Annotated in this window: 20 protein-coding genes; 14 read left to right on the top strand and 6 right to left on the bottom strand. The window is 35.6% G+C overall.

Features of this window, described 5'->3' with window-relative positions; all coding sequences use genetic code 11:
- The first annotated feature begins 295 nt into the window (after positions 1 to 295).
- The 6 genes from M030_RS0103855 (at position 296) to arsB (ending at position 5873) form a co-directional block, all read left to right on the top strand.
- On the top strand, positions 296 to 1966 hold the full coding sequence (locus M030_RS0103855; protein ID WP_051584869.1) for a pyridoxal-dependent decarboxylase: 1671 nt from the start codon (positions 296 to 298) through the stop codon (positions 1964 to 1966).
- An 11-nt stretch (positions 1967 to 1977) separates the two neighbouring features.
- Complete coding sequence (locus M030_RS0103850) at positions 1978 to 3213, top strand: aminotransferase class I/II-fold pyridoxal phosphate-dependent enzyme (RefSeq protein ID WP_051584866.1); 1236 nt, start codon at positions 1978 to 1980, stop codon at positions 3211 to 3213.
- Positions 3214 to 3329: 116 nt separating this feature from the next.
- Positions 3330 to 3662: an ArsR/SmtB family transcription factor gene (locus M030_RS0103845; protein ID WP_027372336.1), complete on the top strand. Its 333-nt coding sequence runs from the start codon at positions 3330 to 3332 to the stop codon at positions 3660 to 3662.
- A gap of 67 nt (positions 3663 to 3729) precedes the next feature.
- Entirely contained in the window at positions 3730 to 4203 is a 474-nt protein-coding gene (locus M030_RS0103840; RefSeq protein WP_027372335.1) for a DUF6428 family protein, read from the top strand.
- 20 nt (positions 4204 to 4223) lie between these two features.
- Positions 4224 to 4838: a low molecular weight phosphatase family protein gene (locus M030_RS0103835; protein WP_027372334.1), complete on the top strand. Its 615-nt coding sequence runs from the start codon at positions 4224 to 4226 to the stop codon at positions 4836 to 4838.
- Positions 4839 to 4841: 3 nt separating this feature from the next.
- Positions 4842 to 5873 carry an ACR3 family arsenite efflux transporter gene (arsB, locus tag M030_RS0103830; RefSeq protein WP_027372333.1) on the top strand — a complete coding sequence of 344 codons (1032 nt, stop codon included), beginning with the start codon at positions 4842 to 4844 and terminating at the stop codon, positions 5871 to 5873.
- Between the two features lie 430 nt (positions 5874 to 6303).
- Here arsB and M030_RS0103825 read toward each other — a convergent pair whose 3' ends face one another.
- Complete coding sequence (locus M030_RS0103825) at positions 6304 to 6534, bottom strand: SymE family type I addiction module toxin (RefSeq protein ID WP_074941861.1); 231 nt, start codon at positions 6532 to 6534, stop codon at positions 6304 to 6306.
- A gap of 149 nt (positions 6535 to 6683) precedes the next feature.
- Here M030_RS0103825 and M030_RS0103820 point away from each other — a divergent pair, with 149 nt between their 5' ends.
- The 8 genes from M030_RS0103820 (at position 6684) to M030_RS0103780 (ending at position 13307) form a co-directional block, all read left to right on the top strand.
- Positions 6684 to 7094 carry a helix-turn-helix transcriptional regulator gene (locus M030_RS0103820; RefSeq protein WP_027372331.1) on the top strand — a complete coding sequence of 137 codons (411 nt, stop codon included), beginning with the start codon at positions 6684 to 6686 and terminating at the stop codon, positions 7092 to 7094.
- 87 nt (positions 7095 to 7181) lie between these two features.
- Complete coding sequence (locus M030_RS0103815) at positions 7182 to 8081, top strand: DUF1837 domain-containing protein (protein ID WP_027372330.1); 900 nt, start codon at positions 7182 to 7184, stop codon at positions 8079 to 8081.
- Positions 8048 to 10339: a helicase-related protein gene (locus M030_RS0103810; protein WP_027372329.1), complete on the top strand. Its 2292-nt coding sequence runs from the start codon at positions 8048 to 8050 to the stop codon at positions 10337 to 10339. The genes M030_RS0103815 and M030_RS0103810 overlap by 34 nt, the downstream gene beginning before the upstream one ends.
- A gap of 154 nt (positions 10340 to 10493) precedes the next feature.
- The gene (locus M030_RS0103805) at positions 10494 to 10823 is read left to right on the top strand and encodes an ArsR/SmtB family transcription factor (RefSeq protein ID WP_027372328.1); all 330 of its coding nucleotides are present in this window, start codon (positions 10494 to 10496) and stop codon (positions 10821 to 10823) included.
- A gap of 184 nt (positions 10824 to 11007) precedes the next feature.
- Entirely contained in the window at positions 11008 to 11466 is a 459-nt protein-coding gene (locus tag M030_RS0103800) for an SRPBCC domain-containing protein (RefSeq protein WP_027372327.1), read from the top strand.
- Positions 11467 to 11681: 215 nt separating this feature from the next.
- On the top strand, positions 11682 to 12260 hold the full coding sequence (locus tag M030_RS0103790; RefSeq protein ID WP_027372326.1) for a YdeI/OmpD-associated family protein: 579 nt from the start codon (positions 11682 to 11684) through the stop codon (positions 12258 to 12260).
- An 18-nt stretch (positions 12261 to 12278) separates the two neighbouring features.
- On the top strand, positions 12279 to 12680 hold the full coding sequence (locus M030_RS0103785; protein ID WP_027372325.1) for a DoxX family protein: 402 nt from the start codon (positions 12279 to 12281) through the stop codon (positions 12678 to 12680).
- Positions 12681 to 12749: 69 nt separating this feature from the next.
- Entirely contained in the window at positions 12750 to 13307 is a 558-nt protein-coding gene (locus M030_RS0103780) for a DUF4256 domain-containing protein (protein WP_027372324.1), read from the top strand.
- Positions 13308 to 13811: 504 nt separating this feature from the next.
- Here M030_RS0103780 and M030_RS0103775 read toward each other — a convergent pair.
- From M030_RS0103775 to M030_RS24860, 5 genes are all read right to left on the bottom strand, one after another.
- On the bottom strand, positions 13812 to 14963 hold the full coding sequence (locus M030_RS0103775; protein WP_034722070.1) for an efflux RND transporter periplasmic adaptor subunit: 1152 nt from the start codon (positions 14961 to 14963) through the stop codon (positions 13812 to 13814).
- A gap of 7 nt (positions 14964 to 14970) precedes the next feature.
- The gene (locus M030_RS0103770) at positions 14971 to 19308 is read right to left on the bottom strand and encodes a CusA/CzcA family heavy metal efflux RND transporter (RefSeq protein WP_027372322.1); all 4338 of its coding nucleotides are present in this window, start codon (positions 19306 to 19308) and stop codon (positions 14971 to 14973) included.
- A 218-nt stretch (positions 19309 to 19526) separates the two neighbouring features.
- The gene (locus tag M030_RS0103765) at positions 19527 to 19889 is read right to left on the bottom strand and encodes a hypothetical protein (RefSeq protein ID WP_123840937.1); all 363 of its coding nucleotides are present in this window, start codon (positions 19887 to 19889) and stop codon (positions 19527 to 19529) included.
- Positions 19890 to 20054: 165 nt separating this feature from the next.
- Positions 20055 to 20624 (bottom strand): Crp/Fnr family transcriptional regulator, encoded by a 570-nt coding sequence (locus M030_RS0103760; RefSeq protein ID WP_027372320.1) that lies wholly within the window; start codon positions 20622 to 20624, stop codon positions 20055 to 20057.
- 90 nt (positions 20625 to 20714) lie between these two features.
- Positions 20715 to 21323, bottom strand: coding sequence for a hypothetical protein (locus M030_RS24860; protein ID WP_051584864.1), 609 nt, complete (start codon positions 21321 to 21323; stop codon positions 20715 to 20717).
- Positions 21324 to 21698: the final 375 nt, after the last annotated feature.

The following is a 21698-nucleotide window of genomic DNA, read 5'->3' as shown; positions in this document are numbered from 1 at the left end:
AAATATAAATTTGTAAAAGATTCTACTGAAAAAATAATGTGGGGACTAAATAATGTATCTGGATATTACACCAGACTATCAGGCGATATTTTTTAACAGATTCGACAGCGATTTTTATAAATAGCTGTTGATACCAGGAAGTTAGCTAATGAGCCAATTAAAGAAGTTGAAAAATATTATAAAGAAAAAAAGCAAAAGCTAATAATATCCGTGAATGGGACCTATCAAAATAACAGCACTTTATATCTCAAAATAGTTAAAATGACTCAATATTTAAATTTTATTTTACAACATTATGAATTCTATTATTAATGCTAATAACACTATTGTAGATGAACCGTTTGAAAAATTTTTAAAACAACTTAAAAAGGTTCATTATGGCATTCAAGCGAGGGCTAAAAATCATCAGACCTTATTAACAAAGAAGGCTCAGAAAGAATTGGGACCTAAATATCCAATAGAAGTTTTTAATTATGAGACTGAGTTATCCAATTTAGATGAACATATACTTTCTGAGGAAGATCTGATAGAAGAAATGTATTCTTTTCTTCAAGGATCTACTCGGCCACAATCACACTTATCTCTATTCAATATGGTACCGGAGCCGATGGTGGATGCTGTTGTATCATCGTGCATATCAACTATTTATAATGTTAATTCTTTAATGGATATGTATGGTGGAAAATCGCTTTTAATAGAACAGAAAGTAGCAAGAACTATTGGTCAGTGGATTAATTGGAACGAAAGCTACGGCATTGCCTGTAACGGGGGGAAAATTACGATGCTTTATGCAATAAAGTCTGCTATTTCCAGAATAGCTCCTGAGTCTCAACGAGAAGGCATCCCCAATAATTTAGTAGTAATGGTAAATGAGGGAGGCCATTATTGTGTGGAACACATTTGCAGTTTATTGGGGATAGGTGTCACTAACTGTTTAAGAGTGCCCATAAATGCTGAGGGTAAAATGAATATGACAGCACTTGAGCAACTGCTTGCAATTCAAGTTGAAAAAGGGAACCGCATAGCTGCTATAATTTGTTGCGGAGGGACTACTATTAATTTTTGTTGTGACGAAACTTTATTAGTAAGCCAATTGGTGGACCGTTTTGTGGATGATCACCAATTAGACTATCGTCCTTATCTTCATCTAGATAGCGTTATCGGATGGATTTACTTTACACTTTTGAGGGAATCAGAGACAGAAATTAGAAACTTAGGAATTCCCGCTTCTATTTTAAATAAATTTTTAGAGGTCAGGAAAAGATTTCTAGGTTTAGCGTCTTTTGATTCTTTTGGTGTTGATTTCCATAAAGATGGCTTATGCCCTTACTCTAGCAGTTTTTTTATTAGTAGAAATTCAAACTGTTTTAATATGCTTACACAAGGTAATTATACCTATGGCAGCCAAGATTTAGAGTTCGAACAATTTAGAGCATATCGTTACACGCTTGAAAATTCGCGCCCGTCTCAGGGGATTTTAGCGAGTTGGATTATGTTAAAAAAGCTGGGAAGAAATGGATTATTACAATATTTGGTAAAACTTCATAAGGCCCAGAGTCGCCTGATAAAAAAAATGGAACACCGGAATCTATTTAAGGTGCTCAATTCCTCATCTCTGGGATGGGAAATAGTGTTTTCTATTGATTTTACAATGCTTTTATCAGCAGAGAGAGAAAATTTTGATGCTCATCAGGTAGCCATGGCTTTTATGCAAAGATGTTGGGATAAGGTTAATAAGGGAGAAGTGTTTCCTTTTTTTAGTATTGTACCGGATTACAAAACCGACCATAATTCCGACCATAAGACGACTGCATTCTTACTTTACCCCATGCAAACAGATCTTAGTTCAGCCAGCATCGATAAAATTTTAAATGATATCACTAATGAGGTTATAGCCTTTCAAAAAGAAATCATAGTAAATTCTAAGAGTTTGACTACGCGTATTTTAGAAAAACCTATACGTTAAAAATTAATTTTATGCAGAAAATAGAAAAACAAATTAATTCTACAGAAGAGTGCCACCAGAAAGATGCTTTTGCTATTTTAGACACCTTGACAAGAGCTTATGAAGAACAAATAAAGGAAGGGGCCAGCAGACATTCTATAATTAATCTATCTATTGGAAATCCAGACTTAACTCCCAATATCCTTTGGATCAAAAAATTGTCTGAGCATATACAGAACCCAGAGTTGCATGGTTATGCTAAATTTAATACTGAAATTAATGACACTTTAAAAAATAAGTTTGCAACCTACCACAAGCGCCGTTTTTCAAAATCGCAGGAGAATCCTTCATTAGATTATAAAGAGGAAGTACTGGATATACTGGGAAGTAAAGAAGGTATCTTTTATAGTTTATTTTCAATACTTCAATCAGGAGATAAAATTCTAATTCCCGACCCTTCGTATCCTGTATACAACAGCGTTGCCGAATTATTAGGTGCAGAGGTGGTAAAAATCAATCTCAAATCAAATGGAAACCCTGATCTTGATAATATTACCCGAGAAGATGCCGTTGCCGCTAAGGTATTAGTTCTGTGTTCCCCAGGCAACCCTACAACACATGTAGTAACTGAAGACTGCTTACGGGAAGTGATCGCTTTCTGTAAAAGGTATGAAATTTTACTTATACTAGATCTTGCCTATGTGCAAATAGCTTTTGATGATAATGACTTGCCTCCAAGCGTATTAGCTATTGAAGGAGGTAAAGAAGTTGCCATTGAATTACATAGTTTGAGTAAGTCGTGTAGTTTAGCGGGCTGGAGGATAGGGTTTATAGCCGGAAATAAAACGATAATTGAGAAGATAGCCAAAATTAAATCCAGTATTGATTTTGGTCTGTTTTTACCCTTACAAATGGTAACAATTGAAATCCTTGATCAGCTAGAACTAGAAAGCGATCTTCAGAAAGCGGTTTATGAGGAGAGGCTTGAGTTTTGGATTTCCAGCATGGCCGAAATAGGATGGCTAATTCCAAAGCCCAAAGCCGGTTTTTTCCTTTGGACGAAATTACCTGATGCTTTCGTGAAAAAAGATGATGATATAGCCTTTGTGGAACAACTTTTTAAAGATACCGGGGTATTGATAACACCTGGTTCCGGCTTTGGGAAGGCAGGAGCCGGGTATGTAAGAATTGCATTGGTACAAGATTTATCTCAGCTAAAAATAGCCAGCTGTCGTATTAAATCATGGTTGAGTAAAGAAGGAAGCTAGTTTTCAGTGTTATAAAATAATTATTCTACTCATATTCAAAAAAATATGAAAAATGACATAAAGAAGTTTTGTCTTTCTAAATTATAATCGTAATATTGCGATTATAAAATATACAGATGGGACTTACTAAATCGGAAATATTTACGGATGAACAGAACATATTAGCTTCGGCATTTAAAGTTTTGGGCCATCCAGCTAGAGTTGCGATCCTTCAGCATATTATCAATCAAAAAGCGTGTATTTGTAATGATCTGGTTGATGAACTGGGATTGGCTCAGGCGACAATCTCACAGCATTTAAAAGAGCTAAAAAGTCTGGGTATTATACAGGGTACAGTAGAAGGTAAATCTGTTTGTTATTGTATCGATCATACTGTATGGAAAGAAATTCAGAATAACTTTAATTCATTCTTTAATCAGGAGGTGAAAGTGAGCAATTGCTGCTCATAACTTTTTTTATTTTTTAATATCGTTATATTGCAATATAACATTATGTGTAAATTTTAAAACAATTCTTATGAAATTATCAGAGATCAAAGAAATTCTTCCAACATTGAGTAATGTTGAGTTTCAATTAGAAAACGGAGCATTTGTTCCAGAACATTTCCATGTAACAGAAGTTGGCATGATCACCAAAAACTTTATTGATTGTGGTGGGGTTATTCGTACCGAAAAAGTAGTGAATTTTCAACTATGGAATGCCAATGACTACGAACACAGGCTTAAACCAACCAAGTTATTAAACATTATTAAGCTATCTGAAGAAAAATTAGGTATTGAAGACCTTGAAATTGAAGTAGAATATCAATCCGACACCATAGGAAAATACAGTTTGGATCTCCTGGGAAATACATTTGTACTGAAAAGCAAAACTACAGCTTGCCTGGCATTGGATGCTTGTGGTATTCTCGCCGAAAAACAAAAACAACATGTAGCTGACTTGTCTGTGAGTAAGGCATCATGCTGTACACCGGATTCTGGTTGTTGCTAACCTTTAAAAACGTTCTAATAATGTATAAGAGTTTAATAGAAATCATAAACAGTCTTCGTGATTATCAGAATATCACCGATGATCGCAAAATTGTATTACAGCCGTTAATCGAGTTTATCCAGGGCAAAATTGACCGTCAGGTGGATGTAAACCTCAATTTTATCTGCACTCACAATTCACGTAGAAGTCATTTGTCACAAATTTGGGCACAAACTGCAGCAAAATATTATCAAATTCCAAATGTATATTGCTATTCAGGAGGAACAGAGGAAACGGCATTGTATCCTAAAATTGCTGAAACACTGAATGATCAAGGTTTTACTATTTTTAAGATTTCCAATACTGATAATCCTGTTTATGCAGTAAAATACAGTGATAATGATTTACCGATAATTGGATTTTCAAAAAAATATGATAATCCATTCAATCCGATATCTGATTTCGCGGCCATTATGACCTGCTCTCAGGCAGATTCCGGTTGCCCCTTTATTGCAGGAGCTGAAAAAAGAATACCTTTCACCTTTGAAGACCCTAAGGTTTCTGATAACACACCGGAGGAAACTAAGGTGTACGATTCAAGAAGTTTAGAAATTGCAGCTGAGCTCTTCTATGTCTTTTCAATAATAAAAAAATAAGCAATGCAACCAAAACTAAAATTTCTTGATCGTTACCTGACTTTATGGATATTCCTGGCAATGATTGTGGGAATTGGATTAGGATATTTCTTACCCGCTATTTCAAATGTTACGAACAGTTTATCAGTGGGTACTACAAATATTCCTCTGGCCATAGGTTTAATATTGATGATGTATCCCCCTTTAGCAAAAGTAGATTACACGGTACTGCCAAGCGTTTTTAAAGACAAAAAAACAATTGTAATCTCTTTATTTCTCAATTGGATGGTTGGTACCGTATTGATGTTTGGATTGGCTGTACTTTTCTTACGGAACGAACCCGAGTATATGGCAGGTCTAATTTTGATCGGTTTGGCCCGATGTATTGCCATGGTGATTGTCTGGAATGATCTGGCAAAGGGAAACAGAGAATACGCTGCCTTATTGGTGGCATTAAATAGTATTTTTCAGGTTTTTACCTACAGTTTCCTGGTATGGCTGTTTATCAATATATTACCTCGTAAATTAGGATTGGCAGATTTCAACGTCAATGTATCTATCCGTAATGTAACTGAAAGTGTATTGATCTTTTTAGGTATTCCTTTTTTAGCAGGCTTTGTAAGTCGTTATACGTTAGTCAAAACAAAAGGTATTGAATGGTACAACCGGAAATTTATACCGAAAATATCTCCCATTACGCTCTACTCTCTCCTGTTTACTATCGTCCTGATGTTTAGTCTGAAAGGTAATAAAATAGTAGAATTACCTTTGGATGTAATAAAAGTAGCGATTCCTTTGGTGATTTATTTTGTTTTGATGTTTTTCTTGAGCTTTTTTATCAATAAATCGCTTAAGGTTCCTTATGATAAAAATATATCTGTCGCTTTTACCGCAACAGGAAATAACTTTGAATTGGCAATCGCCGTCTCTATTGCAGTGTTTGGCATCCATTCACCACAAGCATTTGTTGGTGTTATTGGTCCATTGGTGGAAGTTCCGGTACTTATATTGCTTGTGCGTTCAAGTCTTTGGCTGAAAAATAGGTATTACAACTAATTTCTGCTACGAAAGACGTTCCCTGCTGTCAGTTGAAAGTAGTAAAATACGGGATTTTTTCTGAGAATTGAGATTATTTTCCTTTTTAAAACATTTTTATGGCAGATGATTTTCGGCGGCCGGAGGCCGCCGAAAATCTTATTTACACCCTTCCATCAGGCAAGTTCACTTGCCCTTTCCTTAGTTCCCTAAAAACAGGCTGCCGCATCATAAAACCTTTGCGTCAAAAGAAAGTAATCTCTCGCAGATTAACCAGATTCTGCAGATTTTTTTTGCCACGAATTCACTAAAATAAAAAGGATCCGTTGATTTTAGCCTATACAATTATATCTTATAAAGTTCATAAAAAAACGTTCTTTATTTACCATAACGAAATATCCTATTCGTGCATTGGTGGCAGATAATATTTTTCGTAGATAACCTGTTGTGTTTACATCTCTTCGTAATTCATCTCCTTTTCTAATGTAATCTGATTTCTACGAACCGTCACCACCACATGATCTCCCGGTTCAAAGCCACACTCCAGCAGCCACTTCCCTGCCAGCCGGATTTCCGGGAAGAAAACCAGCCTTCTGTATGCTCTTTCAAATGATTTATGGGAAACCGTAAGGTTCCTGATGGACACGATCTTATATTTGCCCCGAATAACTATTTCTTTCATTTTGTTGTTTTTCATCAAAGCAAGAAAAATCCGGCAGGTTATACCAGTTATTAATAGGATATTTTATGCTGAAAAGCATCTATTTTAGGAGATAATTTATTTTAAGAAAGGACTTTATTCTTATCTTTTAAAACTTTATATTTGTTATTATGAGTTACACAGATATGCAAAATAAAAAAATACATCAGGGTAGAAATATAAAACGTTTCCGTGAAATGCTGGGCATTAAACAGGAAGCCTTAGCTTTTGAACTGGGTGATGACTGGAACCAGAAGAAAGTTTCTCTTTTAGAACAGAAAGAAACCGTAGAATCTGATATTCTGGCGCAGGTTGCGAAGATTTTGAAAGTTCCGGCGGAAGCGATTGAGAATTTTGATGAGGAACAGGCGGTGAATATTATTTCAAATACCGTTAATAACAATGATAATGCTACAGGTAATTCATTGTACAGTTATCAACCAAGCTTTAATCCTATTGATAAAATGGTGGAGCTTTATGAGCGTATGCTTGAGCAGCAGAAGGAAATGATTGAGAAGTTGGAGAAGTTGATTGAGAAATAATTTGTATATTAAAAATAAGGCTAAGCATTATCAGTAAATTCAGATAATTTTTAAGGCAGTATAAAAATAGAAACTAATAATTTTTGAATGAGAAAGACTCTACTTAATTTAATTGAGAAGACCATAATTCATCAATACGATCTACCAAACTCTGTAACAGGAGTTACAAAAACTATATTTTCTATTGATGATGACAAATGTTTTAAAACAACCAATAACAATGATTTTTCTGAGATAATCTATAATTCTATTTTAGAATATTCGTTTAACGAATTTGAGATTGACGGCAAAGATTATGATAAACTACATTATATTGCCTTACTAACAAAATTAAAATACAACCCTACCGCTGATTTAGGAACAAAAATAAAATATGGATTTTTAGGAGAAGTTGTTCTGTTTAGTGTTTTGTATACACTTTTCAAATCCAGGCCACTCATTGCAAGAGGATACTTCTACAATCCTTTAGAAAATTCTGAAACAAAAGGTTATGATTCCTATCACTTAATAGAAAATGCCGGACAAACTGAATTATGGTTTGGAGAAGTAAAATTTCATAAGAGTTACAAAGCCGGAATCAAAAGTGTATTTAAAAACATAGATAAAGCTATTTCTGATAATTATTTAAAAGCTAATGTCTTTTCTATTTTAAATCAAGTAAACAACTTACAATGGAAAGGTTCAAAAATTGAGACTGTAATAAAAAAATGGGAAGAAAATCCATATTTATCAATAATAGATGAAATAAAGAAACATAATATGAAATTGGTTTATCCTGTTATGCTTCTATACGAAGAAGCCAGTGCCGGATATGATGAAAGCATAAAAAATATTCCAACACATATTCAAGCAGAATATTCATCAACTAAATATAGCCTTTCAATTCCATACTCCATATTTTTTATTTTAATTCCGATAAAAGACGTTAAGCTAATTAAAGAAGATGTAATTAAATGGATAGAATCAAAGAAACCACTGATGTCATAATACAACTTAATAAATTTAAGTCAAAACAAGTTACTGATGATGCTTTTGTAAGGGCTGTGTGTAATTATTTTGATGCTATTAAGTCAGAAACTTTGAATCAGTCTGATTTAAAATTTCTTAAATACATCTCAAATGTAGCAGGAATCCCCCATTACTATGACCAGTTAAATAAATTTAACAATACCGCTGAAATAGAGGATTTTAATCTAAATACATTTTCTTCACTACTGTACGAAAGTACATTACATACATCAGAAACGAGAAAAGTCCATAGATATCAAATGGACATTTTGAATCGATTTGTTCCAAATCAAAGAAACAGATATTTTCTTTCTGCAAGTACATCTTTTGGTAAGACGCATATAGTTTTTGAAATTATCAAAAAGATGAACTACGCAAATGTGGTTTTAATTTTTCCAACAATTGCATTGTTATCTGAAAATTTAGAAAGACTAACTTCTGATGAAGCTTATTCATATTTTAGACAAAAATATAAGATTCATACACTTAGTGAAGTAACAGAATTTGGAGGCAATAATTTATTCATTTATACACCAGAACGCTTTTTATCATTTAAGGAAAAAAATCCAAGCACAATAATCTTCAATTTTGCTTTTATTGACGAAATCTATAAAATTGATAACGAATATATTTTAGACGAAGAAGTCAGAGAAAATGAAAGAGATGTAGCATATAGGCTATCTGTTTTTTATGCCTTAGAAGACAATGTAGATGTACTTCTGGCAGGACCTTATATTGAATTCTATAAACAAAAACAAGGTAATTATAATGGTTCTTTTGACAACTTTCTTTCCAAAAATGGAATAACTCTTTTAAACTATAACCAATTTGAGATTGTAAACAAGGCGTATAGAGATATAAAAACCAAAAAACATGTTGAAGTTGACAACGAACTACAATTTAATTTTCAAACAAATAGTAAGACTGATAGGTTAATTGAAATAATTAGAAACATAATCTCAATCAAAGAGAACACAATTATTTACTGTTCTACAAGAGCATATACAGAGAATTACGCAAAAAGTATTTTAGAATCGGGAGCTCTCAATAAGCATTCAAATACAAGCTATTCAGATTTTATCACACATATTTCTAATAATTTTGATAAAGATTGGGTTGTGGTAAAAGCCTTGCAAAAAGGTATTGGTATCCATCACGGATTAGTTCCAAAATACATACAAAAGGAAATTATTTCGCTTTTTAATAACGATAAGTTAAGCGTTCTTTTATCTACAACAACAATAACGGAAGGAGTTAATACTTCAGCAAAAAATCTAATTGTACTTCATAGTAAAAAAGGCGACAAAGAGCTTAAAAAGTTCGATGCCAAGAATATTGCGGGACGAGCAGGAAGATTTCTATACCACTATTCTGGGAGAGTAATTGTATTGCAAAATGATTTCATGAAAGCAATTGATGCAGAACCTGAAGGCATTAAACATAAAAATTATGACTTGCAGGCTCCTAAAGACGAAATTGATTTGTTTTATTCTAACGATGAGTATCTATCAGAAGCTGATAAAAGGAAAAAAATAGATATTAAGACAGAGCAAGACAAAAGAGGAATTCCTGATGAAATTTTCAATCTTTATAAAGTAGTTAGTAGATTCGATAAGATTACAATTTATGATGAAATCATAAAACTAAATGCAAATGAAAATGAGAGTATTAAAAACTTAATTAAAGTACTTAATTATAGAATGGGCATTGATTATGATGGCTTTCAAACCATTTTAAAAGTCATTCGTCCAATCGTAAAAAACTCAAAGCTTCAATTTTTAATAGACTATAAAGGAACGAATGAATATTCAACGTTAACTCATTTAACGCATTTTTATTTAGAAGATGGATTTTTAGGTTCAGTTAGATATAAAATGAACAATATGTCTGTAGATAAAGCCATTTCGGAAACAGCAGAATTTGTATATAATACTCTAAAATATCAGGTTGTTAAATATTTAGGCGTTTTTAATATTATGTATCGCTTTATCCAATTTAAAAAAACAAACAAACCATTTGATGAAATTACTGGAATTGATAAGTTATTGGTTAAACTTGAATATAATGCACTAACTGATAATGGACGAATAGCAAGTGATTTTGGGGTACCTTCAAATGTACTTGATTATTACGAAAGTGATGACAACAAAATAAAATTAGAAATAAAATCAAAATTTGATAATTATGAAAAAAGTATATTTAATAAAGTTGAAAAAATCATAAAAGGAACTGATTAAAATATACCATTTTCAACTACTAATATTTATATAAATTAGAATTATTGTGGTTACAGTGATTTTAGTACTTTTTTGATTTGTGGAAGCAAATTTTTTCAAAAAAACTTGCGTAGTTAAATAACTACACATATATTTGTAGTCAAATAGCTACACAATGAATTTAAGAAGAGATGTTTTTCAGGCGATCGCAGACCCTACCAGAAGATCTATATTGATGCTGGTGGCTGCACAATCTATGACTGCAGGAGCCATTGCTTCCAATTTCGATACCGCAAGACCTACCGTTTCCAAACACCTTCAGATCCTTACAGAATGTGAACTGTTGAGATCTGAACAAAACGGCCGTGAAATTATTTACCATCTTAATCCCCATAAAATGAGAGAAATAGCTGATTTTATAGAACCCTTCCGCAAAATGTGGGATGAGAAGTTCAATAAGCTTGAAAGTGTGATGAAGGCGTATCAGAACTTGAAAAAAGAGTAATAGATAAGACGGATAGACGAAGAGATGAGAGACAGTGAGCACAAAGTTTGGTTTGTGACTGTTAATAGTCAATTTTGCTTCGCAAATGAATCTTATCAGTGAAAGAATGACAACCTTGAACCTTAAACCCCTTTTACTCTAAAACTCTCCTACTCTCAAACACCAAAACCCTCAAACCCCAAATATGGAACTAAAGACAAAAATACACGCAGAAGACGGAAAACAGGAAATCTTCATCATCAGAGAATTTGATCTTCCTGTCGAACTTCTTTTCAAAGCTTATACAGAAGCTGAACTCTTCGAACAATGGATGGGCACCAAAGTCATAAAGATGGAAAACAAACAACATGGCAGTTACCGTTTTGAAACCTCTAATTCCTCTGGAGAAGTAGTTTTCAGCGCCAACGGAACTATTCATGATATCGTTCCCAATGAAAAAATTATCCGGACTTTTCAGATGGAAAACACTCCGTTTCCTGTCTGGATGGAGTTTTTAGAATTCGAAAAACTAACGGATAGTACCAGTAAAATTACGATCCAAACCATTTATAAATCGGTAGACTTCAGAGACCAACACCTGAAAATGCCATTTGCCCAGGGAATTAATAGGGCGCATAATCGTTTACAGGAAATGTTTAAGTAAGATTTAGTTAGATAATAGACGAAGAGATGAGAGACGTGGATGCCAAAGTTTAAATGGAGAATGTAAATAGTGAATTTTGCTTTGCAAGTGAATCGTCAATGCTTTGCGAATCGATAACAACCTTGAACATTAAACTTCAGACGCTCTTACTCTCCCACTCTATAAATCTATAACTCTCAAACTCTCCAACCCTAGAACCCTCAAACTCAAAACACATGAATACAAAAGTTGATTTTTTCTTCGATAAAGCCCCACAATGGAAAGAAGAATTTGAAAAATTAAGAACCATTGCCCTAAGTACCGAATTGACAGAAGATTTAAAATGGGGCTGCCCCTGTTATACTTATGAAGGGAAAAACATATTCTTAATTCACGGATTTAAAGAATATTGCGCCCTACTCTTTTTTAAAGGCGCTCTGATGAAAGATCCTGAGCAGATTTTAATTCAGCAATCTGAAAATGTACAGGCTGCCAGACAAATCCGCTTTACAGATGTAGAACAGATCAATGATCTGGCAAATATTCTCCGTGAGTATATGTTTGAGGCCGTTGAAATTGAAGAGTCAGGAGCTAAAGTTGAGATGAAGAAAACCAAAGATTTTGAAATGGTTGAAGAGTTTCAAAACAAACTGGATCATGATCAGGTATTAAAAGAAGCTTTTGAATCCTTAACCCCAGGCCGACAAAGAGCCTATCTCCTCCACTTTTCCTCCGCTAAACAATCTAAAACCAGAGAAGCAAGAATTGAAAAATGCATTCCGCAAATCCTCGAAGGAAAAGGCCTTAACGACTAATCACAAAACGTAATCAATATGGAAACATCAAACACATCAGAAAAAAGAACAAAGATCATCTATTGGATCTTTACCCTTTGGATGGCATTAGGCATGGTCTCTACAGCCATTGTTCAGCTTTTGAAAAATAAAGATGAACTTGCCAACTTTACCAATCTTGGCTATCCTTCCTATCTCATGACCATCTTAGGTGTATGGAAACTGCTGGGCGTTATTGCCATCCTTATTCCCAAACAGTTGCTGTTAAAGGAATGGGCTTATGCCGGTTTTTTCTTTGTAATGTCCGGAGCCGTTATTTCCCATCTTATCGTTGGAGATCCTGCGGGAAGAACCTTCCCTGCCGTCTTATTGTTGGCCTTAGTTCTTATTTCGTGGTATTTCAGACCTTCCAGCAGAAAAATTTCTATCAGTAACAATTAAAACGTAATTGAAAATTTTATCAAATATAATTGATCCCAAAAACAAATACCAATTTAAAACAAGACTACTATGAAAAACAGGCAATTAACACCCGAACAAAGGGAATTACTTTTAACAACCTTAGAATCCCGTTTCGGAAAAAATATGTCCCGCCACAAAACCCTTAAATGGGACAAAATAAAGGCAAAACTACAGGCCCATCCTGAGAAATTATGGTCGTTATACCAAATGGAAGAAACAGAAGGTGAACCTGATGTAGTCGATTACCACCAGAAAACTGACGAATATATTTTCTTTGACTGTTCCCCGGAAAGTCCAAAACGACGCAGTCTCTGCTACGACTACCAGGCCTGGAATGCCCGCAAAGCCAACAAACCGGAAAGCAATGTCATTGATACCGCAGCCGAAATGGGAATTGAACTGCTTACAGAAGAACAATACCGCAAGCTTCAGGAATTGGGTAAATTTGATCAGAAAACGTCAAGCTGGGTGCAGACGCCATCCCAAATAAGGGAATTAGGAGGTGCTATTTTTTGTGACAGGCGATATAACACGGTATTTCTGTATCACAATGGAGCAGATTCTTATTATGCTGCGAGAGGTTTTAGAGGATGTTTAAGGGTGTGATAAAAGTAAAAGCTCTCTTTTTATGTTCCTCAGATATAATTTAAAATCAAACAATAAATCAAACATCTTCCTATACGCAAAGATGGAAACTTAATCAACTCAAGTGGTCAAAATCTTCTGTGACTTTTGTGGTTAAAAAATGTATTGCATATTTCTACAGATTCGAGGCTATACACAGATTTTAAAGTTAAATGCTATAGCAAAAATCTTCGATTTTTAAACTTATATGCACTTCATATACGCAAAGATGGAAACTTAATCAACCCAAGTGCTCAAAAACTTTTGTGACTTTTGTGGTTAAAAAATGTATTGCATATTTCTACAGATTTCACGGATTGGCACAGATGAAACTCTTTGTTATGGCTTAAAAAGCTCTCGTAGATTGAGCCGATAAAGCAAATATTAAAAGAATTGCATCTCTTCAATAGCCAAACAGATAAAAACAAAGGTTTCATCTACCTTTTGGTAAACAAAACCTTTGTTATATAAAGTATTCTAAAAGTATTATTCTGCTTTATTTTTGAGCATCATCAGAAGGCTGTACGCTCCTTTTTGTACAATTTTTTTATTCTTTAAGAAGTCAGCTTTAATAATTTCTGTGAATTGATCATCCGAAATTCCGGTTATTACAGGAACCATTTTATAGTTTGATTTTCCGAGATCTTCAAATACATATGTTTTGTTTTCAAAAGAAACAACTGCTTCATTCGGAAGTCCCTGAGTAAAACGGCTGCTGATATTAACTTCCGCATTGATATACATCCCTTTCACAAATTGGGAGTTTATGGAGGAAAGCTTTGCAATTGCCGTTGCAGAACCGCCTGTTTCAATGCTTGGAACCACGCTAACAATTTTGGCATTGGATTTTACATCAGGATTCTGATTATTGTAAACGATAATTTCCTGTCCAGCTTTGACATCGTTCATATCATTTTCAAAAACCTTTAATTCTAAAAGTAATCCGCTGGGGTCAATCAGTTCAAATAATGTATCAGCCGGGTTGATGTACTGTCCGTTATTGACCAGGATTTTGCTTACGAATCCTGTAAACGGAGCATAAATATTTATCTTGCTTCTGATATTCCCGGTACTTAATCCCTTGGTATTGATGCCGATAATTCTCAGTTTTTCTTCAAGCCCTTTTAACGTAGCACTCAGCGTTGAATAGTCTGCCTGGGCTGTCTGCATTGTTTTGTCACTGCTTGCTTTGCTTGTATTGAGATCTTTTTGACGGTTGAAGTTAAGTCGTGCTGCCTCAAGCTGTGCTTTCGTCACCAGATAGTCCTGTTGTAGCTGAATAAACTGGGGATCTTCTACCACAGCCAGGACCTGCCCTTTTCGGAAATGACTCCCGTTGATGACATTAATCGATTTTATATGTCCGCCCATAATACTGGAAACCGAGCTGATATGAGATGGCGCAATTTCCGCTTTTCCGTTCAGGCGTACGAGTTTTTCCATGTTTCTGTCCTGAATTGTGATGGTTGTCACTCCTACAGATTGCATCTGTTTCTCTGTCAGATGAACTGTATTTTCTGTATTTTTCCTGAATGTAGTGTTTTCATATACGGTTTTTTCCTCTTCTTTTTTTCCTGAGCATGAAGATAAAACAAGTGCTATAACAAGGCTGTATATTGATAGTATTTTAAATTGCATGACGCTGTTATTTTGAAATTAAGAATTTAAGTTCTGCTCCGATCTGATTAAGTTTCTCCAGTTGATCAATATAGTCGGCTTTTGTTTTTACAGCCTGATTGACCAGAATTACCCAGTTCAGGTAATCGATTTCGCCGACTTCCATTTGTTTTTGGGCTGTTTGTAAAATGATTTCAGATTTTGGAAGCTGTTTCTGTTCATAATTTTCAATGATTTGTTGCTGGTTCATATAGTTGCTGAGTTGTTGGCTCAATCTGTTTTTAAGCTCAATTTCTTTTCTCTGATACTGATTTTCAGAAATAGCAATTTTTGTCTGAGCTGCCTTTGCCAGTGCTCTTTGCCCCTTTGTAAATAAAGGAATTCCCACACCTACCTGCACTGAATTAAAACGATTATTATTAATGTTTTTCATACTTTGATTGGTGTATCCTACAAGAAGCTCCGGGAGTAATTTGCTTTTTTCTAGTTGTACTTCAGCCTCTCCTACTTTGATTTGTTGTTGCAGATACTGAAGTTCCGGATGTTGTTTTACCTTATCCTCTGAAATCTGAAGATTCATATCCATAATCGGTCTATCGGCAACAGGCTGGTAAGGAATGTCTGACTGAAGAAGAAGCTGTAGCTGGAGTCTTGCCATATTCAGGTCATTCTCAAGGTTTACGAGCTGTACCTTCATCTGTTCTTTTTGAATTTCTGCCGTAGATTCCTCTAAAACATTTGCCTCGCCTTTTCTAAGTCTTAAACCTGCTTTTTCAGCAAAATTAACATACAGACGGCTGATATATTCCAGTACCTTTTTCTTTTCCTGCAGGACTAAAATCCTGTAAAAAGTATCTGTAATTTCTTTGGTAAGTTGTGTTTTTGTCAGATTTTGATTGATTACACTTGCCGTCCACTCTGCATCCAACATCTGTTTCCTCTTTGAATATACGGTAGGAAAACTGAATCGTTGGGAAACACCGAAGGAGTTATCAGTCTCTTCACCCTGAATCTGCCCGAATCCTCCAGTGACCTCTAATTGCGGAATGTCCAGATAACTGGCTTTTAATTTTTGCTGATATTCTGAGATTAATTTTGAATTTTTAATGGTTCCGTTCTGCTGATAAGCTTTTTCCAATGCCTGTTCATAAATGATATTTTCTTGTGCATGGAAGCTTCCGAAAGAAATCAGCAGCAGGAAAACAGATAGTTTTTGAGGATTTATTTTTTTTGAGAATTTCATTTTATCTTTATTAATATGTTCAAAAAGGACGTATAGAATAGGGAGTACAAATAAAGTCAGGAATGTGGCAAGCATTAAGCCACCGATAACCACTGTAGCTAAGGGTCGTTGTACTTCTGCCCCTGCCCCGTTACTTAACGCCATAGGTAAAAAACCTAACGAGGCTACAAAAGCAGTCATCAATACCGGACGAAGTCTGATTCTTGTTCCCATCAACACAATTCTGCTGGTATTGGTTATTCCGTTATCTTTCAGTCTGTTGAATTCTGATATCAAAACAATCCCGTTAAGTACTGCTACCCCGAATAAAGCGATAAAACCAACTCCGGCACTGATACTAAACGGCATTCCTCGTAATGCCAGAAAGTATACCCCGCCAATTGCTGATAAAGGAATTGCAGTATAGATCAGCAAACTGTGCTTTACAGAGCCGAAAGCAAAGAACAGCAGCAGGAAAATCATCACTAAGGAAATAGGAACAGCGATTCCCAGTCTTGCTTTAGCTTTATTTAAATTTTCAAATGTCCCGCCGTAAGAGACCGTATATCCCTGGGAGAATCTGAGATTATCATTCACTTTCTGCTGTAGTTCTTCAACAATGGTCTGTACATCCCTCCCTTTCGCATTAAATCCTACGATAATCCGCCTTTTGGTATCTTCCCTCTGGATCTGATTCGGACTGTTCTTCAGTTCTACCTTGGCAACCTGTGACAACGGAATCTGCTCTCCTGAAGCAGTAGGAATCAACAGGTTTTGAATGCTCGTAATGTCTTTTTTACGCTCATTATCCATTCTTACGACAATATCAAACTTTTTTTCTCCTTCGTACAAGGCTCCGGCCGTTTGCCCTGCAAATGCCATATTGATTACCCTGTTGATATCGGCAACAGAAATTTTGTAACGGGATAATTCGGCACGGTTGTAGTCGATCACGACCTGAGGAGCTCCTACAACAGGTTCAATATAAAGATCCTGAGCACCTTTGACGGTAGTAATGATACTTCCCAGTTTTTTTGCATACGTTGTAAGGCTGTCCAGGTCTTCCCCGTAAATTTTACATACCACATCCTGTCTGGCACCGGTCATCAGTTCATTAAAGCGCATTTGTACCGGAAACTGGAAGCTGGTCGTCAAACCGGGAATACTACTGAGTGATTTGCTCATTTTTTCAGAAAGCTCGGGAAATGATTTTGCAGATGTCCATTCTTTTTTGGGTTTTAAAACGATGATCATATCGCCTGCATCCATGGGCATCGGTTCTGTTGGAATTTCAGCACTTCCGATTTTAACGACGATCTTTTGTATTTCCGGAAACTGTTTTAAAAGAATAGCGGAAGCCTGGGTCGTTACTTTTTTCGTCTCAGTGATATTGCTGCCTTGCAGAATTCTCATTTCAACAGCAAAATCGCCTTCTTCCAGAGACGGAATAAACTCACCACCCATTTTTGACAAAATAAAAATTGCCCCTGCAAAAAGGATTATTACTCCTGCAATAATTGTTTTCCTGAATTTAAGGGCTTTCATCAGAAGTTTCTGATGACCTGCTTCAACTTTGGCCATCACTCTGTCTGATATATTTTCTTTCACTTTTTTCTTTTTGCTCAAAACCAAAGAACTCATCATCGGAATATAGGTCAGGGACAATAAAAATGCTCCGATTAAGGCAAATGCAACAGTTTGTGCCATAGGCTTAAACATCTTTCCTTCAATGCCCTGAAGTGTAAAAATAGGAAGGTATACAATCAGGATGATAATCTGTCCGAAAACCGCACTATTGACCATTTTGGTCGCAGAGCCCGAAACCTGGTCATCCATTTCTTTTTGGGTAAGCATATTGTCTTTCCCAAAGTGCTTTTTATGGGCTAACTGATGAAGAACGGCTTCTACAATAATCACAGCTCCGTCTACAATAAGTCCGAAGTCGAGTGCTCCGAGGCTCATGAGGTTTCCGCCCACTCCAAAGATGTTCATCATGATAATCGCGAAAAGCATTGCCAAAGGAATCACGGAAGCAACAAGCAGACCTGCCCGGAAGTTTCCAAGAAATAAAACGAGAATGAAAACGACGATTAACGCCCCTTCCATTAAATTGGTTTTTACCGTACTGATCGTATTATTAACCATTTTGGCACGGTCCAGAAAAGGTTCGATCACCACTCCTTCGGGTAATGTCTCCTGGATCTTTTCAAGTCTCTGTTTGATATTGGAAATCACGACGTTGGCATTTTCCCCTTTAAGCATTAAAACAATGGCTCCGGATACTTCTCCCGTATCGTTATAGGTCATGGCTCCATATCTTGTGGCATAGCCGATCTTCACGGATGCTACATCTTTAATGTGTACGGGAATTCCTTCTCTGGTATCTGCTACCTGAATATTTCCGATGTCTTCCGTACTTCCTAAAAGGCCTTCACTTCTGATGAAAAGAACAGTTTCTTTCTTTTCAATATAAGCGCCTCCAGTATTTTGATTATTCTTTTCCAGCGCCGCAAAGACATCATTGATATTGATGTTGAAAGCCTGTAGCTGGTTAGGATTGATGGCAATTTCATACTGTTTTAATTTTCCGCCAAAACTGCTGACATCTGCGACTCCTTTTGTGCCTAGCAGCTGTCTTCTGACGACCCAATCCTGTATAGTTCTGAGTTCAGTTTCGTCATATACATTTTCATAACCTTTTTTGGCTCTTACGACATATTGAAAGATTTCTCCTAATCCGGTAGAAACAGGCCCCAGTTCAGGCTTTCCTATTCCTTCGGGAATATTGTCCTGTACCAATTGCAGTCGTTCCTGAACCTGCTGACGGGCCCAGTATACATCGGTATTATCGTCAAAAACAACGGTCACCAGAGATAATCCGAACCTTGAAAGACTCCGAAGTTCGGTGATTCCACTGATATTGCTGGTAGCCTGTTCTATGGGAAATGTGACAAGGCGTTCTATATCTGCCGCCCCGTAAGAAGGTGCCGTGGTAATAATCTGAACCTGATTATTGGTAATATCCGGTTGAGCATCAATAGGTAGCTGGGTAGTTTCATAGACCCCAAACACTACCAAACCTATTGTAAATAAGGCAATGATGAGCTTATTCTTTACAGAAAACTCAATGATTTTATTTAACATGAAAAAATAATTAATTGATAACCCGGAGTAGTTTACAGAAATATTTTTACCACTTTATAAAAAAGTTTTACCATTAAGATAAGCCAAAGCTCAGTGCTGTAACAATGGATGAAACTTTTGGCTAAAGTTTATAAACGACAGCGGGTTAGTTGATATGTAACAAGAATCTACTGCTTTAATGAGTTGTTTAAAGCATTAATTTTCAATCTGGTAATCAATTAGGAAAGCCGTGGAGGCTGGAAAATCCGGGAAAGGTAAAGGTTGGAAAAATCCTTTTCCTGATAGATACTGCTTTTCTGTGGAATGGCAATTTCTTTAGGTTTTTTAATCTCAAAATCAAGTTCGGGAAGCTGGGCATGTACCGTTAGTACAATAGGTGGATTGATAAATGGTAATTTTTGATCGGTATCCCAGTCAGAGTCCTTTTTGTGATTGTCATAATGCTCCATCACAAATTCTGATAAACTTCCGTGGTATTCGATATAATGTTCAACAAACATAGGCACTTTGAAGACTTCCCCCGCATTGGTGGTAGCCAGTACATACATCATTGAGCATAATATGGAAAACCATTTTAACATTGCGGCAAATATAAGGCGAAAATCTTTTTTAAAAAACTATTAAAGATTAATTTTCCTTTAAATAAAGGGTTTGAGAGGGCTAACAACAGAGTTTGATGGTCTTAACTTTTTGCTTTAATTCAGCATAACTTATCCTTTTTAAAAAAACAAAAAAACAATCTCTGTTTACAGTTTCGATTTCAGCCTGCTTAGCGTTTCCTGAGAAATATTAAGGTAAGAAGCTACCATTTTGTTGGATAATCTGCGGACAATAACGGGGTTTTCACTGAGCAACTGACGGTATTTTTCCAGAGCATCCTGAACCAGGAATGACATGAGACGCTTGGTGTTGGTGACATAAGCGATTTCAAGATATATCCTGTAGAATTTTTCCCATTGAGGAATGATATCCAGCAAGTGATAGAAGTTGCTGTGACTTATATAATAGACCTCAGTATCTTCCACTGCCTGGATAAACTCTTCCGAAGGTTCGGAGGTAATAAAGCTCACCAGAGCGGTAGCAAACTGGTTCTCAAAGGCAAAATATCTGGTAGAATCCTGACCATCTTCGTTGATAAAGAAGATCCTGAGGCAACCGGAAGTTACAAAGAACGTTCTCTGGCTCGACTGTCCGTTAGTAAGCAGCATTTCATTCTTTTTTAATTGAATGGGTTTAAAATAAGAAAGTATGGTACACAGCTCTGTTTCTGTTACCGATATTTTACTTGTAATATATGAGACTAAGCGTTCTTCCATGTGTATATATCAGTCATTGACAAATGTACGATTAATGGTGTATTAGTCAATGTTTTTGATATATTTATCTGTTGCGGTAGCCTACTTTATTTATTCAAAATCCAGGAAACCATCAGTGAGCTGCTTCCACTGGATTTTGGCAATTCCCATCATCCCTCCTGCAGCAACGAAAAAATTCCTGATCACGTCAAACCATTTTGCATTAAAATTTGGAGATTCATTCCTTCCGTAAACAGCTGTTTTTAAATGGGTCGGGCTTTTATAAATCATAAAGGTAGAAGTTGCCCTGGAACTATAGAAATGGGCAATATGGCGATTGTTTTTTTGTTGAGGATTCCCGGATGGTCTGCAGGTCATCATGATACTTTCCGAAATACTATCCTGATAGAAACAGATATCCGTAATTTCTACCCAGTCATACCCTTTCGCTTCGGTTTCTCCCGGTCCCGGAATATTGATTCGGACAAAGTCACCTTTTTGAGGTGCGCGGTCAATAGGATTGCCTTCGCTATCATGGAGTTTAAACTCTGCAAACGCCTCTCCACAGTAGCTTTTCCATTTATTGATCTGAAAAAATCGTTTTTGCAGTATTTCAAATTTCAGGGGAATAAGTGCCTGGTCAAACTGTTTCCTGCTTTCAGTATCATGAAAACCACCGGATTTTTGTGGGGGAACGCCTTTAATATGCTTCGGTTTCATACAATCAGTTTTATACAAATTAATAAAAACAGAAAAGATTATTTTATGACCACAATCACATAAGAATTTCCAGTAAACGAAGACAAAATCTGAAAAAAAGTGAATTCAAAAGAACGGACTTCTATCTGTTTATGTTATTCCTCCGGACTATTTCATTACATTTTAGGGGAATACAAAATATATTTTAGCTCATGTTTTTTCCTTTTATCAACCTTTTTAAATGAGATTTCCGGACCTGTATACTCTGTATGGTCGAATTTCATAATCTTAAAAAAACATCAGATCAATTAGCGGATAGCCATTTTTAATTAAAATAAATAATATTTAAAAAAAATACACTTATAGTGCTTTGCATAATATAATTTTTACTTATAT

The sequence above is a fragment of the Chryseobacterium sp. UNC8MFCol genome, assembly GCF_000482305.1.
Taxonomy (GTDB): domain Bacteria; phylum Bacteroidota; class Bacteroidia; order Flavobacteriales; family Weeksellaceae; genus Chryseobacterium; species Chryseobacterium indologenes.
The sequence above is the reverse complement of the archived record's forward strand: the minus strand, read 5'-3'. Positions and strand labels throughout refer to the sequence as shown.